This is a genomic window from Corynebacterium uropygiale, from assembly GCF_021568315.1.
Lineage (GTDB): Bacteria > Actinomycetota > Actinomycetes > Mycobacteriales > Mycobacteriaceae > Corynebacterium > Corynebacterium uropygiale.
Genome location: NZ_JAKGSI010000005.1, coordinates 73,482 through 89,087, shown reverse-complemented (window position 1 = coordinate 89,087; position 15,606 = coordinate 73,482). Strand labels below are relative to the sequence as shown.

The 15,606-nt window shown below is 62.7% G+C and carries 14 protein-coding genes and 2 tRNA genes; 3 read left to right on the top strand and 13 right to left on the bottom strand.

Going from position 1 to position 15,606, the window contains the following annotated elements; genetic code table 11:
- Positions 1-87 precede the first annotated feature (87 nt).
- The 8 genes from L1O03_RS09950 to L1O03_RS09915 all read right to left on the bottom strand — a co-directional run bounded on the left by L1O03_RS09950 (position 88) and on the right by L1O03_RS09915 (position 8,482).
- Complete coding sequence (locus tag L1O03_RS09950; RefSeq protein WP_236119766.1) at positions 88-1,818, bottom strand: FAD-dependent oxidoreductase; 1,731 nt, start codon at positions 1,816-1,818, stop codon at positions 88-90.
- Positions 1,809-2,585 (bottom strand): sugar phosphate isomerase/epimerase family protein, encoded by a 777-nt coding sequence (locus L1O03_RS09945; RefSeq protein ID WP_236119623.1) that lies wholly within the window; start codon positions 2,583-2,585, stop codon positions 1,809-1,811. Before L1O03_RS09945 ends, L1O03_RS09950 begins: the two co-directional genes overlap by 10 nt.
- Positions 2,582-3,904, bottom strand: coding sequence for an MFS transporter (locus tag L1O03_RS09940; RefSeq protein ID WP_236119622.1), 1,323 nt, complete (start codon positions 3,902-3,904; stop codon positions 2,582-2,584). Before L1O03_RS09940 ends, L1O03_RS09945 begins: the two co-directional genes overlap by 4 nt.
- Before the next feature lie 200 nt (positions 3,905-4,104).
- Positions 4,105-4,884: an IclR family transcriptional regulator gene (locus L1O03_RS09935; RefSeq protein WP_236119621.1), complete on the bottom strand. Its 780-nt coding sequence runs from the start codon at positions 4,882-4,884 to the stop codon at positions 4,105-4,107.
- Positions 4,885-4,918: 34 nt separating this feature from the next.
- On the bottom strand, positions 4,919-5,386 hold the full coding sequence (locus L1O03_RS09930) for a MaoC family dehydratase (RefSeq protein WP_236119620.1): 468 nt from the start codon (positions 5,384-5,386) through the stop codon (positions 4,919-4,921).
- Positions 5,387-5,412: 26 nt separating this feature from the next.
- Entirely contained in the window at positions 5,413-6,630 is a 1,218-nt protein-coding gene (locus tag L1O03_RS09925; RefSeq protein ID WP_236119619.1) for an acyl-CoA dehydrogenase family protein, read from the bottom strand.
- The gene (locus tag L1O03_RS09920; RefSeq protein WP_236119618.1) at positions 6,627-7,514 is read right to left on the bottom strand and encodes an amidohydrolase family protein; all 888 of its coding nucleotides are present in this window, start codon (positions 7,512-7,514) and stop codon (positions 6,627-6,629) included. Before L1O03_RS09920 ends, L1O03_RS09925 begins: the two co-directional genes overlap by 4 nt.
- Positions 7,511-8,482, bottom strand: coding sequence for an SDR family NAD(P)-dependent oxidoreductase (locus L1O03_RS09915; RefSeq protein ID WP_236119617.1), 972 nt, complete (start codon positions 8,480-8,482; stop codon positions 7,511-7,513). The genes L1O03_RS09920 and L1O03_RS09915 overlap by 4 nt, the downstream gene beginning before the upstream one ends.
- A gap of 171 nt (positions 8,483-8,653) precedes the next feature.
- Between L1O03_RS09915 and L1O03_RS09910 the strand changes: the two genes are divergently transcribed.
- The 3 genes from L1O03_RS09910 to L1O03_RS09900 all read left to right on the top strand — a co-directional run bounded on the left by L1O03_RS09910 (position 8,654) and on the right by L1O03_RS09900 (position 12,151).
- Positions 8,654-9,115 (top strand): MarR family winged helix-turn-helix transcriptional regulator, encoded by a 462-nt coding sequence (locus L1O03_RS09910; protein ID WP_236119616.1) that lies wholly within the window; start codon positions 8,654-8,656, stop codon positions 9,113-9,115.
- Between the two features lie 111 nt (positions 9,116-9,226).
- Positions 9,227-10,546, top strand: a complete 1,320-nt coding sequence (locus tag L1O03_RS09905; protein ID WP_275949264.1) for an MFS transporter — start codon at positions 9,227-9,229, stop codon at positions 10,544-10,546.
- 33 nt (positions 10,547-10,579) lie between these two features.
- A complete protein-coding gene (locus L1O03_RS09900; protein WP_236119614.1) occupies positions 10,580-12,151 on the top strand; it encodes an acyl-CoA synthetase in 1,572 nt (523 codons plus the stop codon).
- A gap of 48 nt (positions 12,152-12,199) precedes the next feature.
- Here the strand turns inward: L1O03_RS09900 and L1O03_RS09895 are convergent, their stop codons facing one another.
- The 5 genes from L1O03_RS09895 to L1O03_RS09875 all read right to left on the bottom strand — a co-directional run bounded on the left by L1O03_RS09895 (position 12,200) and on the right by L1O03_RS09875 (position 15,509).
- Positions 12,200-12,826, bottom strand: a complete 627-nt coding sequence (locus tag L1O03_RS09895) for an ATP-dependent Clp protease proteolytic subunit (RefSeq protein ID WP_236119613.1) — start codon at positions 12,824-12,826, stop codon at positions 12,200-12,202.
- 18 nt (positions 12,827-12,844) lie between these two features.
- On the bottom strand, positions 12,845-13,450 hold the full coding sequence (locus L1O03_RS09890) for an ATP-dependent Clp protease proteolytic subunit (RefSeq protein ID WP_236119612.1): 606 nt from the start codon (positions 13,448-13,450) through the stop codon (positions 12,845-12,847).
- A gap of 276 nt (positions 13,451-13,726) precedes the next feature.
- Entirely contained in the window at positions 13,727-15,088 is a 1,362-nt protein-coding gene (tig, locus tag L1O03_RS09885; RefSeq protein ID WP_236119611.1) for a trigger factor, read from the bottom strand.
- A gap of 77 nt (positions 15,089-15,165) precedes the next feature.
- A tRNA-Pro gene (locus tag L1O03_RS09880) sits at positions 15,166-15,239 on the bottom strand.
- Between the two features lie 195 nt (positions 15,240-15,434).
- Positions 15,435-15,509: transfer RNA gene (locus tag L1O03_RS09875), tRNA-Gly, on the bottom strand.
- Positions 15,510-15,606: the final 97 nt, after the last annotated feature.

Sequence of the window (15,606 nt, the reverse complement as noted above, 5' to 3'; positions counted from 1 at the left end):
TCCTGGGTCCTCTCGAGTCTGGGTGGTGATGTGCGACATATCCTAGCGCATCGTTCGCATTGTGGCTAAAAGTTCATTATGCGAACGTCACGGGGTCTCCGCGATGTCCTGACCAGCGACAAAACCAAAGGTCAGCGCCGGGCCGAGGTTCGTTCCGCCCGCCGGGTAGAAGCCGGACATCACGCTCGCCCGGTCATTGCCCGCCGTCCACAGCCCGGGAATGGGGTGCCCGTCGCGGTGAAGGACGCGCGCGTGGCCGTCGGCAACAATCCCCGCGAAGGTGCCGAAGCTCCCGGGGAGTACCCGCACCGCGTAGAAGGGCCCCTTCTCGATGGGAGCCAGCGAGGGGTTGGGGGTGGTGGCGGCGTCGCCCCCATAGCGGTTGAAGGGGGTGGAGCCGCGGCCGAACTCGGGGTCCTCGCCGCGGCAGGCGTTGGCGTTGAATTCCCGGACGGTCTGCTCGAGCCCCTCCGGGTCAATGCCGCACTTCTCCGCAAGCTCCCGCAGCGTGCGCCCCTTCACCAGGTAGCCGCTACGCAGGTAAGGGGTGAGCGGGATGGGGAAGGGCTTCGCCATGCCCAGCGGGTAGCGGCGCACGAAGGTGGAGTCCGCGATCTGCCAGGATTGCGCGGGCTCGCCCTCGGGGGCCGACGCCAGCATGGCGCTTACATAGTCGTGGTAGCCGTTGGCTTCGTTGACGAAGCGCCGGCCCGTCGAGAGCACCCCGATGCTGCCCGGCTTCGCCCGGTCCATGATGTGCGGGAAGACGCCTGTCTTGCCGTTGAGGTACGGCACGAGCGATACCGGGCACCACGCCGCCGGGGAGCTATAGCCCTCGCTGAGCTGGCCGCCCGCCTGGCGTGCCATCGCGAGCCCATCGCCGCGAGCCGAGTCCGGCGCGAGGGTGTGGTGCTCCTCCCCCGTCTCCGTGCGGGGGAAGAGCTCCTTGCGCAGCTCCTGGTTGGCGGGGAATCCCCCGGTGGCCAGCACCACGCCGCGTCGAGCCCGAATCTCCTCCCCTCCGGCGAGCCGCACCCCAAGGACCCTCCCCTCCCCGCTCTCATCGAGGAGGAGCTGGGTCACGGGCGCCCCCGTGCGGAAGCGAACCCCGCGATCATGGGCCGACCACGCAAGCCTGCCCACCAGCGCCGTCCCGTTGACCAGCTGGTAGCTGCGCCGGTAGCGGAGCATGTCCACCGCGTGGCGCAGCACCCGGCGCGCCGCGTGGATGAGCCCGCGGGGCTTGAGCCGGCTGGCGGCGAGGAAGCCCATGAGGTCGGGCCCCGCCATGATGCCCATCCCGAGGAAGGAGGTCTCATAGTATTGCGGCGCGAGGATCGCGCGGATCTCCTCGGGCAGCTCGGCGGCGTTGAGGGGGTCCGGCCCCACGGAGCGATGCCCCGTCCCCGCCCCGGGCAGCGTGCCATAAATGTCTTTGATCGCTGCCCCCGGCGTGAAGCTCAGCCGCGTGTGGTGATGGAAGAAGTCCACCATGCGCGGGGCCGCCTCGAGGAAGGCGTCGATGTTCTCCTCCTGGTAGCGCTCGCCGATGACAGCGCGGAGGTAGGTGCGAAACTCCTCAGGGTCCTCGACGACGCCATCCTCCCGCGCGAAGAACGTGCCGGGCGTCCAGGCCCAGCCGCCCGAGCGGGCCGTCGCCCCGCCGATCACGTCCTCTTTCTCCAGGACCAGGACGCGCAGACCGCGCTCCGCGGCGCTCACTGCCGCGGCGAGCCCTCCGGCACCAGAGCCGACGACCACCACGTCCACCGTCTCCTGGGCTTCTGTCGCTGCGTGTGCCGAGTGTGTCATCGCCATCCTTTCGTCTGCTGGGCAAGGTACGTGATCCATGCGCGCGGGTCCTTCGCGCCGCGGGGGTGCGGGGCTTCCACGCTGAGCGGGATGTCCGGCAGGGCGTCGAGAATGCCGCGGATCTCCAGGTCCCCGTCGCCGGGGGCGAGCCGCAGCCCCCGCGCCTCCTCCACGAGTCCCTCCCGCGTGGCGGGGGCCTGCGCGGGGGCGTCGCAGAGCTGGACCATGGGGATGAGATCCCGCGCGGAGGCCACCTCCTCCGGCGTGGCGCCGACGCGCCCCAGGTGCAGGATGTCTGCCAGCACCTTCACGCCGGCGGCCCGCGCCACCCGCACGGCCTGCGGGATGGTGCGCACAGCTTGGTAGCTGATGGGCTCGACGGTCACCTCGATCCCCCTCGTCGCGGCGCTGCGGGCCATGGCCCCGAGGGTGTCGATGAGGCGCTCCTCCTCCGGGTCCCCGGCGGAGACCGTGAAGGTCCGCGCGCCGAAGCTCGCCGCCGTGTCAAGGGCCTGCTCCCAGTCCGCCGGCGTCGTGTGCTCCGTGACGCAGAGGAATTCCGTGTCCTTCACATGCAGCCCGGTCTCCTCCAGGGCCCGGAGGGTGGCCTGGTGCAGCGGGCTTCCGGGGCGGAGGTCATGCTGAGGCTCGGTCTCGGTGACCGCCTGCACGCGCAGGCCCACGAAGTCGAAGCCCGCCTGGGCCGCCGCGCGCACGAAGGCGTCGGGGGCACACTGCAGCGCGGAGAGCGGGGCTAATCCGAATTCCCTCATGCCGGTGTCAGCTCCTTCTTGGTGGGATCGTGCTCCGCGCCGAGCTCCTCCAGCGGGATGAACGCCGTCTCCCTGCTGGTGAGGATGAGGAAGCCCGCGAAGGCGATGCTCAGGCTCACGAAGGCGACGACGGCCAGCCACCCGCCCCAGCCCAGGAGCGCGGAGGAAATGCTCGGGGCGAAGCCGACAAAGACGAGCCCCACCTGGTTCCCCATGGCCATCCCGGTGTAGCGGACGGGCGCGCTGAACATCTCGGGGAAGTAGACGGTCCACACGCCGTTCCAGCAGGAGTAGAAGAAGCCCTGGTTCATCACGCAGAGCAGGAAGACGAGCCCCAGGTTCTGGTGGTTCATGGCGTCGAAGTAGAGGTAGGTGGTGATGATGCACCCAATCGCGCCGAAGAGCAGCACGGGGCGGCGGCCGATCCGGTCCGAGGCCATGGCCGCGGCGGGGATCGTCGCGAGGGAGACCGCCATGGCGAGCGTGTTGACCTGCACCATCGTGGCCCGCGGGATGCCGGCCTCCTCCGTGCCGTAGGTGAGGGCGTACACCATGAAGGTGGTCTGCACGACGGAGAAGAGCGTGACGCCGACGATCCTCGCCACGTCCTGCCACTGGTACTTCAGCACCGCAAGGGCGGGAACGAACTGGGCGGGCTCAGCCTCCTCCGCGTACTCGAAGACCGGGGTCTCCTCCAGGTGGGTGCGCACAAAGTAGGCGACGACGAGCACAAGCGCGGACAGGAGGAACGGGACGCGCCAGCCCCAGCTCATGAGCTGCTCCTCAGGCATGGCGAGGAAGGGCATGAACACGAGCCCGGCCAGCACATTGCCCGCCGAGCAGCCCATCATCACCGAGGAGGTGTAGAAGGCGCGGCGCCCCTCCGGCGAGTGCTCCATCGTCATCGTGGAGGCGCCGGCGGACTCGGCGCCCGCGGAAAAGCCCTGCGCAATGCGGCAGAAGAAGAGCAGCACCGTGGCCCACAGACCAATGCTCTCGTACGTGGGCAGCAGCCCGATGCTGATGGAGGACAGCCCCATCACCACGAGCGTGATCATGAGGGCGGTCTTGCGCCCCACCTTGTCCCCGACGTGGCTCATGAGCAGCCCGCCGATCGGCCGCGCAATATACGCCACCCCGAACGAGGCAAGCGAGGCCAGCGTCGCCACCGTCTTATCCCCCTGCGGGAAGAAGAGGTGGTTGAAAATCAGCGCCGACGCCGAGCCGTAGATAACAAAGTCGTAGTACTCCAACGTGGACCCGAGGAAGGACGCCAGCGCGGCCTTCTTCGGCGTCTTGACGGGATGTCCGGAACTCATCGTGGCAGTCTCCTGTCCTTCGTTCTGGAGTGGGAACGCCCGGGCGCCACCCTGTGAGGCGGCGCGGGTTCCCACAGCGAATATGACGGAGATCATATTGTGCCGACGCCAGCAACCGTGAAAAGTTCCCATTCAATGGGACATGCAGGGGTGTTCCGACGACAATCCGCCCAGGAAATGTGCGTTGAACGCACCCCCGTTCAGAATGTGAACTTGCGGTCGTTGGATATTCGCTCGCTCAGCTCTTTCGCTGCACCGATCACTGCCCCTGCAACCTCGTCATGATCTGCGTCCTTCGTGAGAAGCGTGGCGCTCATTGCAGCGACCACATCCCCCCGAGCGCCCCGCACTGGCGCAGCGATAGCAGTGTTTTCTGCGACCACTCCCCCAATAATGTGCGAATGTCCACGCTCACGGCAGATTCTCACCTGCTCCTCCACGAGCGAGGTATCCACCGGATCCCCGAAAAAGACGGGCTTCAGCACCGGCCCCTCGGCCACCAGCTCATCCAGCCACTGCCGAGGGCCAAAGGCAAGAAAGGCGATGCCTGCCGACGTCGTAAATATATCCGCCCTTTCCCCGTGCGCCGCGAGAATACTCGCCTGCCCATATTCGTCCCGGTAATCGACGTTGAGAATCTGGCGATGAGGAAAATCGGGAATCGCTAAGGCCACATAACACCGCAGCTGAGCATGGAGCCGTTCCAGGACCGGGTGAGCATGGAGCCGAAGCCGCTCCACGGGACTCGTTTGCAGAAAGGCGTCCCAGGCACGACCTCCGATAACAAAACGCCCAGTGCCCAACCGATCCAAAAGACCAGCATCCACCATCTGCCGACACAGGCGATGAGCCGTGGACGAACTCAGCCCCGTCGCGCGGGCCACCTCCGCCGCGCTCATATCCGGGTGATCTGCGGTGAAAGCAGAGAGCACTTTCGCTGCCCGCTCCAACACGGATTCCCCGGACGATGAATTGGCCATGAGACAAGAGTAGACGGATGCGCCCCGCTATGGATCAGGGGTATACGCGGGTAATGAACGTCGCGACGACCGCCGGCCGCTCCTGCCCCTCAATCTCGATTACACCATCAGCGACGATATGGAGACCGCCGCCTTTAGCCTCCGACACTTCCGTCACGCGCGCGCCGAGACGCACACGGGAACCAACAGGGACCGGGGAGGTAAACCGAACGCGATCCAGACCGTAGTTCACTTTGGTGCTCACTCCGGTGATCTCGAGGAGCTCCGTCCAGAGCGGAATCACCAAAGACAGCGTGAGGAAGCCATGGGCAATAGGCCCGCCGAAGGGGCTCTCTTTCGCCCTCTCCGGGTCAACGTGGATCCACTGGTGATCGTCTGTCGCATCGGCGAAAGTGTTCACCCGCTCCTGGGTGATCTCAATCCACGATGAATGCCCCAGGTCCTTTCCCTCCAGGGAAGGGGCATCCGAAAAGTCAATGGTGGTGATAGAGCTGTCAGACATGATTGTCCTTTCTTTTCACAGTGTGTTTACACAAAGGCGCTTTTTCCGGTGATGGAGCGCCCGACGATGAGTGCATTGATGTCGTCAGTTCCCTCATAGGAGTACACAGCTTCCGCGTCCGCATGGAACCGAGAGACCGCATTCGACAGAAGGATTCCGTTTCCTCCGCACACTTCCCTGGCGAGAGCCACTATTCGACGAAGATTCCGGGCTGTCGTCAACTTGAGAAGAGCCGAATCCTCATCGCGATAGATGCCGTGACTTTGGCGTTCGGTGACGGCCATACACAGAGCAAGGCTGCTACTGACCAGGGAGAGCATTTCGGCGAGCTTATACTGCGTGAGCTGGAAGCTCCCGAGACTTTTGCCGAACTGCTGCCGCTCACGCACATATGCCACCGCAGCCTCATACGCTCCGGCGCTGGCACCCGTCGCGATCCACGCAACATCCGACCGCATAAGTCGTAGACACCGCGCCACGTCTTTGAAGGAATTAATGCAGCGCAGCCGAGCATCCGGCTCGACGCACACATCCTGGTAGTGGATCTCAGCGTTTTGCATGATCCTCAGGCTGGATTTTGCAGGGAGAATCTCAATCGAGACGCCATGCGCCGACGTCGGAACGAGGAAGGCCTTCACCTGCCCATCCGCCGTATCACGGGCAAAGGTGCACAGATAGTCTGCCGTCCCCGCACCTCCAATCCATCGCTTCGCCCCATTGATCACCCAACTCCCGTCGGCTCCTTGGGTAGCACTCGTCGCAAGGCCACCCGCAATGTCCGATCCGTGATCCGGTTCCGTCAATGCGAAAACACCACGAATGCTGTGCTGGTCAATCCTGGGTTTCCAATAGTCCCTCTGCTCCTCATCTCCGCCCTCAAGGCATGCAGTACGAAAGAGGCCGGCATGAGCGTTATAGAGGGTGGCGATATTGATGTCGCACCGCGCGAGCTCAAACGTCCGAAAGGCAGTAAACAATGGGCGGACGTGTTCCCCAGACTCCTTCAACTCAGGCGGATCGATGAGATTGAGATTCTCCAAGTCTTCAATGAAGGAATCGGGCAGATTTCCCTCATCCCACGCCGATTCCAGGTGCGGAACGATGTGTCGCTCCAAAGCGGAACGGAGCGTGAGGAGCAGCTTTTTCTCCGTTGCGGTGAGCGTGTGCGTCTGTCCCAGGACATCACTCAACGGCGCGTAGCCATCCGCTGGCTGAAGCTCAGCACCCGATGGATCCTGCCTCATGGCGTCCCCAATCCGAGAAGCCGTACGGCGTTCTCCTTGAGAATCTTGGGCCGGACTTCCTCCTTAATTGGGAGTTCAGCGAAGTTTCGCAGCCATTTATCGGGCGTGATGAGTGGGTAGTCCGTGCCAAACAACAGCTTCTCGCTGAGCAAGTTGTTGGCCATACCCACCAGAGACTGAGGGAAATACCTAGGCGACCATCCCGACAAGTCAATGAACACATTCAGCTTGTGGACGGCGATGGAATTCGCCTCCTCCTGCCATGGCACGGAGGGATGGGCCATGATGATGTCCAGCCCAGGGAAATCCGCCGCAACATCATCGAGCAGGAGCGGGTTAGAGTAGCGCAATTTGATACCAGCGCCGCCACGCAAACCTGCCCCCATCCCGTTTTGCCCCGTATGAGATACGATTGGAAGTCCGATCTCTTCCAACGCCTCCCAGAGGGGATAAAACTGCCGGTCTGAGGGGTCAAAGCCCTGCACACTCGGATGAAACTTAAAACCTCTGACCCCGAGCTCCTCCGCTTGGCGTCGAGCCTCCACAATCGCCGCATCGCCGGTACGCGGATCAACGGTTCCGAAGGGAATGAGAATGTCATTGTGCCGTGCGCAGCCCTCAACGAGATGGTCAATCGAGTTCGGCATGTGCCCCAGCTGGGTGCGGGCGTCAATAGTGAAGACGACGGCGGCCGTCTTCAGGCCGCGATAGAGCTCAGCAATGGTGTCAATGCTGGGCGTACGCTCTTCGGCTTTGAAGTACTTTTCCGAGGCCGTGAAAAATTCCTCCGGCATCGACTTATGCCCGCACCCATCGACCTCCAGGTGAACATGAGTATCGATGGCGTCGATCGCGTCGACGTCCACGGCGCATTCATACCTCATGATTGATTCTCCTCTCGCGGCTTCAGGCCCTCGGGCAGCTCTGGGAATTTCTCGCCAATGCTCTGCTGGTTCCCGCGGATAATGTCGCCGCCGCTGCTCAGCATGTCTGCGGCTGTCCAGCCGCCGTCGTGGTACTGCTCGATGACAGGTTCGGGATGAGTCCAGACCTGGAGCCTGTCCCCTCCGACCCCGATCACCTGGCCAGTGATTCCCTCAGCCTCCGACGAACACAGGTAAGCGATAACACCAGCGACATCCTCCGCCGTCCCGAATCCGAGATCATGGCGGAAGAAGCCGGGAATCTCTCGCCCTTCGTCGATGGCCTCAATTGCCTTGGAGAAGTAGGGGACGGTGCGTGTCATAGCTGTCGCGGCCACCGGAATCACCGCATTGACACCGACGCGGGCCCGCTTCATCTCCAGCGCCCACGTGCGGACCATTCCCACGATGCCAGCCTTCGCTGCCGCGTAATTCGTTTGCCCGAAGTTCCCTCGCTGGCCCGTAGGCGAACCAATGCAGACGATGCGCCCGTCAACATTGTTCCCTTTGAAGTACTCATAGGCGGCGCGAACACAAGTAAAAGTTCCTCGCAGGTGAACCCGGACGACCGCGTCGAAGTCCTCATCACTCATCTTGAGAAGCGAGCGATCCCGGAGGATCCCGGCGTTCGTCACGAGACCATCGAGCCGCCCAAACGTGTCGACGGCAGTACGAACAAGCAACTCGGCCGTCTCAGAATCTCCCACAGGGGCAATGGCCGCCACTGCGCCACCACCCGATTCCTCCACGCCCGGAGTGGAGCGAATGTCTTCCAGGGCTTTCTCCACAGACGCCGCATCAACGTCATTGAGGACGACCCGACCTCCCTGACGGGCGATTTCCTTCGCGTAGGCCAGGCCGAGGCCTGCGCCGGCCCCGGTAACGATGATGACCTTCTCCTTCAGGAGAGGGGTGTGCGTTGAGTTCATGAGTTTCCCTCCACATGCACTAGTGAGATGTAGGACACACTTGAGCATGTCCCATATAGTTGAAAAAGTCAACTATCTAGTGCAACAATGCAGCTCAGAGCACATCACGTACTAGCGTGAAAGCCGCCATTAACCACGAGAACGTACCGCCTCCCACCCCAAGGAGCCCACATGATCCCATCACCGTCCGACATGCCCGACGAGTGCGCCCACCTCCTCCAATCCGAGCTCGCCGCAGATGCCCAATTCCTCTTCGCCCGCGCCGCCGCCCGCGGATCAGGAAAAACCAATGAGCTTCTCGCTCCCCTCGGCCTCAAGGTGCGCCAATACTCGGTCCTCTCCTTGGCAGCCTCAGAATTCACACCCACCCAGCGTGACCTGGCATTTTTCCTGGGGCTCGATCCCAGTCAGGTCGTCGGGATCGTCGATCATCTCGAGAAGGAAGGGCTCGTTCGACGGGTTCCTGACCCCAAGGACAAGCGCTCTCGACTCATCACGGCTACCCCGAAAGGGGTTGACGTCTATCGCCGCGCCCACGCCCTCACGAAGGAATCCGAAGACCTCACCCTCTCTCGACTGAGCCCTGGCGAACGCGCGCTACTGCTGGAACTCCTCGTGAAGATCGCCTTCTAACCGCCACCGCCCCGCGCGCCCCCATGCAGGGCATTCAGGGCGACAAAAGAAAAATAGTTGACACTCTCACCTAAATAGACTTCAATGTGTCCTACAACACAGTGAAGGAGGTTGACCGTGTCAACACACACTTCGACCCGGCCTCAACTCAGCGCAGAACGCCGTCGTGTGGTGTTCTCCAGCTACCTCGGGTCCACCATCGAGTACTACGACTTCCTGCTCTACGCCTCCGCCTCGGCCATCGTGTTCCCCGAGGTATTCTTCTCCAACCTCGAGCCTTTCGCTGCGACTATCGCCTCCTTTGGCACCTTTGCCGCGGGCTACATCGCGCGTCCACTCGGAGGAGTAATCTTTGGACACTTCGGCGATACGCTCGGCCGGAAGCGAGTCCTCCTTGCCTCCATGTTCCTCATGGGGATCTCCTCGACCCTCATCGGGTTCGTTCCCTCCACCGCCAGCATCGGCTCCTTGGCTGCGGTCATTCTTGTCCTCTTACGCGTGTGCCAGGGAATCGCCGTGGGCGGAGAATGGGGAGGCGCAGCCCTCATGGCGCTGGAGCATTCGGATCACAAGAGCAGGGGTTTCGCCGCGTCCTTCGTGAACGCTGGCGCCCCATCCGGCGCGGCGCTGGGCACCTTCGTCTTGAGTATCGCCGCAGCAGCCATGTCGCCGGAGTCGTTCTTGTCCTGGGGCTGGAGGATTCCCTTCATCCTCTCTTTCCTGCTTCTTGCCCTGGGTCTCTTCATTCGATCGACGATCTCTGAGTCGCCCATCTTCCAAGCGGCGATGGACAAGCTCGACGAGGATGAGCGCCGTTCGCCCCCATTCCCCATCGCGGAAGTGCTCCGGCACCCTCGCAGCGTCGTCCTCACGATGCTCGGCGGATCGTCTGGTTTCGCTCTCCAGGTTCTTCTTTCGACGTTCAGCGTGCGCTACGCGACCGACCACGGCGCTACTCGGTCCACCGTCCTATCTATGTTCTCCCTCGCCTCCGTGATTTCAGTCTTCTTTGTCGTGGGTTTTGCTGCACTCTCCGACCGATGGGGACGAAAGCCAGTCATGCTGTGCGGGCTCCTGCTCTTCCTCTTCTACCTCTATCCGCACTTCTGGCTCCTGGGAACTGCGAATAGCGTCCTCATCCTTATCGGTTTCACCGTGGCACTCGGTATTCACGCCCTCATTTTCGGCCCGCTCGCAGCATTTGTTTCTGAACAATTCGGTACTGGGTCCCGCTACACCGGCGCTTCTCTCGGCTATCAATTTGCCACGCTCATCGGCGCGGGTTTCACCCCCAGCATCCTCGCTTATCTCTACCCCGGGGCTGGATCATCTCTTCTCCCTGTCATTCTTTTCCTCGGGATCATGACGGTGCTATCCGGCTTTGCCATCATGCTCACCCGCGAAACCCGACACGCAGACCTCACCGCATAATCGCACCACCACCATCACCCAAGGACGTGCATCATGTTCAACCACAGCATCGGAACCTGGATTCACCGTCGTCGAGTGAAGTCAGCTGACCACCCAGCTCTCATCGACCGCGGAGCATCGCTGACGTACAGCGAACTTGCGACGCGCGTCGATCAAGCCTCTCATGCGCTTTCCACCCTGGGAATCACGAAAGGCGAGCGCGTGGCGTATATCGGAGAAAATTCACACGAGTTCCTTGAAGCGATGTTCGGAGCTACCCAAATCGGCGGGATATTCGTCCCACTCAATACGCGGCTCGCACCTCCAGAGATCGCTTTTCAGATCGAGGACACCACCCCTCGCGTCTTCATCTGTGCGGAGGACCTTCTTCCCACTGTGCTTTCTGCGTTGGAGGGATTAACGGTTGATCACCTCGTGATCGTTGGGGACAAGCCCACGACGCCGCTCGCTCTCGACGGAACGGCTACTCACCAATGGGAGGAGCTCATTACTGCCGCGCCACGGGAACACCCCCAGGAACGGGTTGAGCTCAGCGATCCCGCGCTCATCCTGTTCACGAGCGGCACCACGGGTAATCCCAAGGGGGCTGTCCTCACGCACGAGAACATGGTGTGGAACAGCTTTAATGTCATTACGGATTATGACTACACCTCAGAATCGGTCGCCCTCATGATCTCGCCGATGTTTCATGTCGCGGCCCTGGGGATGGGAGTCCTGCCCGTTCTGCTTAAGGGAGGAACTGTCATCCTCGAGCAAAAATTCCGACCTGAACGAGCCCTCCGTCTCATCGAGCAGTATGGAGTGACAAGCATGTCCGGTGTTCTCACCACCTACCAGATGCTCTGTGAGCATGAGAACTGGGAGTCCACAGATATCAGCACTCTCAAGCAACTCACCTGCGGGGGTTCCGCCGTTCCGGATCGCGTCCTCGACGCGTATGAGAGTCGGGGCCTGCGATTCACCATGGGTTACGGAATGACCGAAACGAGCCCGGGAGTCACGAGCCTTCCCGGCACCTATTCCCGGTCCAAGCAAGGATCCAGCGGGCTCCCGCATTTCCACACGGCTATCAAAGTCGTTGATGCCCAGGGCAACGAGCTCCCCCTGGGGCAAGAAGGCGAAATCCTGGTTTCTGGCCCCAACGTCATTGAGCACTATTGGAACAGGGATGAGGCCAATAGGGCGTCGTTCAATTACACTGACGGCGCAGTCTGGCTCCACACCGGAGATGTGGGCTATCTCGATGCCGATGGATTCCTCCACGTATCCGATCGCATCAAGGACATGATCATCTCTGGCGGAGAAAACATTTACCCTGCCCAGGTGGAGAAAGAAATTGCTCATCTTGAGGGGGTGGCGTCGTCCGCGGTGTTCGGAGTTCCGGATGCCCGGTGGGGCGAGGTACCGTGCGCAGTCATTCAATTGCGGCCGGGATTCCACCTCACCGAATACGACGTGGTCAACTTCCTTGCGGGGAAGCTCGCGAAGTACAAGATCCCTAAATTCGTATTCTTTGTCGCAGATCTTCCTCGCACTGCCTCAGGAAAGGTGAAAAAGACTGATCTCAAGAAGAATTTTGGCGATCAGAGTCAGATCGCAAGCTAAAAAGGAGGCCCCCACCGGGGGCCTCCTTCCGTCGTCGAGCTCCTGCTCCTAGCCGTTCAGCTTGCGGTACTCGAAGACCTGGTCGATGATGCCGTATTCCACGGCCTCCTCGGCGGTAAGGATCTTGTCGCGATCCGTGTCGATGCGGATCTGCTCCGGGGTGCGCCCGGTGTGGCGCGCGAGCGTGGTCTCCATCTGCTTGCGCATCCGCTCGATCTCGGCGGCCTGGATCTCCAGGTCAGAGACCTGCCCCTGGGTGCCCTGGGTGGCCGGCTGGTGGATGAGGACGCGGGAGTTCGGGAGGCAGGCGCGCTTGCCCTTGGTCCCGGCCGCGAGAAGCACCGCGGCGGCGGAGGCCGCCTGGCCCAGGCAGACGGTCTGGACGTCGGGACGGACGTACTGCATGGTGTCGTAGATCGCCATGAGCGCGGTGAAGGAGCCGCCCGGGGAGTTGATGTACATGGTGATGTCGCGGTCCGGATCGAGCCCCTCGAGGACGAGCAGCTGCGCCATGATGTCGTTGGCGGAGGTGTCGTCGACCTGGGTGCCCAGGAAGATGATGCGCTCCTCGAAGAGCTTGGCATAAGGATTGGTTTCCTTGGTGCCATAGGAGGACTGCTCGATGAAGGACGGCAGGACGTACCGCGCCTGCGGCATCTGGAATCCGTGAGTCATAGTGTTTTCCCCTTGCCCTTAGTTAGCGGTCACCGTGCCACCCTGCGCGGTGGTGATGACGTGGTCGACAATGCCGTACTCCTGCGCCTGCTGCGCGGTAAACCAGCGGTCGCGGTCCGAGTCCTTGGTGACCTGCTCGAAGGTCTGGCCGGTGTGCTCCGCGATGAGCTGCGCCATCTCCTTCTTCGTCGCCGCGAACTGCTCCGCCTGGATGGCGATGTCCGCCGCCGTGCCGCCGACGCCCGCAGAAGGCTGGTGCATCATAATCCGGGCGTGCGGGAGCGCGAAGCGCTTCCCCTTGGTGCCCGCGCTGAGCAGGAACTGCCCCATCGAGGCGGCGAGTCCCATGGCGTACGTGGCCACGTCGCAGGGGGCGTACTTCATGGTGTCGTAAATGGCCATCCCCGCGGTCACCGATCCGCCCGGGGAGTTGATGTAGAGCGAGATGTCCTTGTGCGGGTCCTCGGCGGCGAGGAGAAGAATCTGGGCGCACAGCTTATTCGCGATCTCGTCGTCCACCTGGCTGCCCAGGAAAATAATGCGCTCCTTGAGCAGCCGCTCGTACACAGATTCACCAAGGTTGGCCCCCTGGCCAGAGCCTTGCATCCGGATCAGATCGGTCATGACAATTCCATTCCTTGAAGACGTTCAACGTGTCCACAGTGTGCGGGGCGCACGAGGGCCCCTGGCTGAATCCTAGGGTACTCACCGGGGTGGCCTGGCGGGGGCGTGTTCGCTCTCAGCGTAGAGCCGAGAGCCGCCTCCGGCCCGCAGCCTGCCACCGCGCCCTGCCACCCGGCGTGCCCTGCGGATAAGGCGGATAAGAAAAGGGCGCTGCCGCCGGGAGGGTGTCCTCCCTGCACGGCAGCGCGGTGGCGGCGCCGGGCCGCCGGGTGATGATTAGTCCTCGGACTTCTCGGTGTTCTCCGCGGAGTCCTCCTCGTCCTCACCGAAGTACTCGGTGGGGTCGACGGCGTTGCCCTCGTCGTCCTTCACGGTGACGCGGCAGATCGCGGCGGCCAGAGCCTTGCCCCGACGGACGTCGGAGAAGAGGTTGGCGATCTGGCCGGAGCTCTGCAGCTGCTGGACGAACTGGTTGGGGTCCATGCCGTAGCTCTGGGCGGTGAAGAGGATGTGGTCGGTGAGCTCCTGCTGGGAGACCTCCACGTCCTCCTTCTCGGCGACGGCGTCGAGGAAGAACTGGGTGCGGACGGCTTCCTCGGCCTGCTCGTGGGACTTCTTCTCAAACTCCTCACGGTTGGTGCCCTGGGCGTCGAGGATCTTCTCGAAGAGCTCCTCGTCGCCACCGAACTGCCCCTTGAGCTGCTGGATCTGGGCGTTGGCCTGCTCCTCGACGACGGTCTCGGGGAGGGCGAACTCGGTCTTCTCGAGGGCGGCCTTGAGGACCTCGTCGCGGATGGCGGCGGCCTGCTGGGCCTTCTTCTGCTCGGTGACCTGCTTGCGGGTGGACTCGCGCAGCTCCTCGGCGGTGTCGAACTCGGAGGCCATCTGGGCGAAGTCGTCGTCGAGCTCGGGGAGCTTGCGCTCCTTGGTCTGCTGGACGTGGACGGAGACGGTGGCCTCCTCATCCTTGTGCTCGCCCTGCTGCATCTTCGCGGTGAACTCGTTGTCCTCGCCGGTCTTCATGCCGCGCAGCGCGGTGTCGAGGCCGTCGATGAGGTCGCCGGAACCCACCTGGTAGGAGAGGCCCTCGGTGGTCGCCTCGTCGATCTCCTTGCCATCGATGGTGGCCTTGAGGTCGATGATGGCGTAGTCGTTGGTCTTCAGCTTGCGGCGGGTGTCCTTCAGCTCGCCGAAGCGCTCGCGCAGCTTGTCGAGCTCAGCGTCGACGTCCTCGTCCTCCACCTTGAGGGCGGGGACTTCCACGGAGATGTCGGAGAAGTCCGGCACCTCGAACTCGGGGCGCACGTCCACCTCGGCGACGAACTCGACGAGCTCGCCGTCCTCGATCTTCGTGATGTCCACGGCGGGCTGGCCAACAACCTTGAGGTCGTTTTCGACGCACGCCTGCTCGTAGCGGGAGGGCAGCATGTCATTGACGACCTGCTCGAGGATGGGGCCCCGGCCGAAGCGGGCGTCAATGAGCTTCCGAGGCGCCTTGCCCCGCCGGAAACCCGGGATGGTCACCTGCTGAGCGATGGCGGCATAGGCCTGTTCAATCTCGGTGCCAAGATCCTCGAAGGGGACCTCAACGGTGAGCTTGACACGGGTCTCGCTCAGCTTCTCGACGGAACTCTTCACGAGTCACACTCCTCGGTACTCATTACTCTTTAGTCTTAACGTGTAAGACGAGCTCACCCTGTGGTGTCGCTCGTTCGTCGGGGCGACAGGATTTGAACCTGCGACCCCCTGCTCCCAAAGCAGGTGCGCTGCCAAGCTGCGCCACGCCCCGTTCCTGGGACAGCATATCCGCGCGCCCTGCGAGAACGCTACATCGGGGTCGTGTTTTCAGGAAAAGTGCAGGTCTTTCCGAAGAGAACGACGCTCACCTGGCACTTTCTCCCCCGCCCCCGGGCTGTCCCCACCGCTGCTCGGGGCCCATCCACGCGAATGCCCCGGGAGGCCATCGAGGGGCCTCCCGGGGCTGTGGAGGGAACGACGGGAATCGAACCCGCGTCTTCAGCTTGGAAGGCTGAGGTATTAGCCACTATACGACGTTCCCAGCAGGCATCACCGAAGCAATGCGTGAGTAGCAGTCTAACTGATCCTTCGGCCAAGTACGAAATTCCCCGGCTACCTGCCACCTCGCCCGGCACACC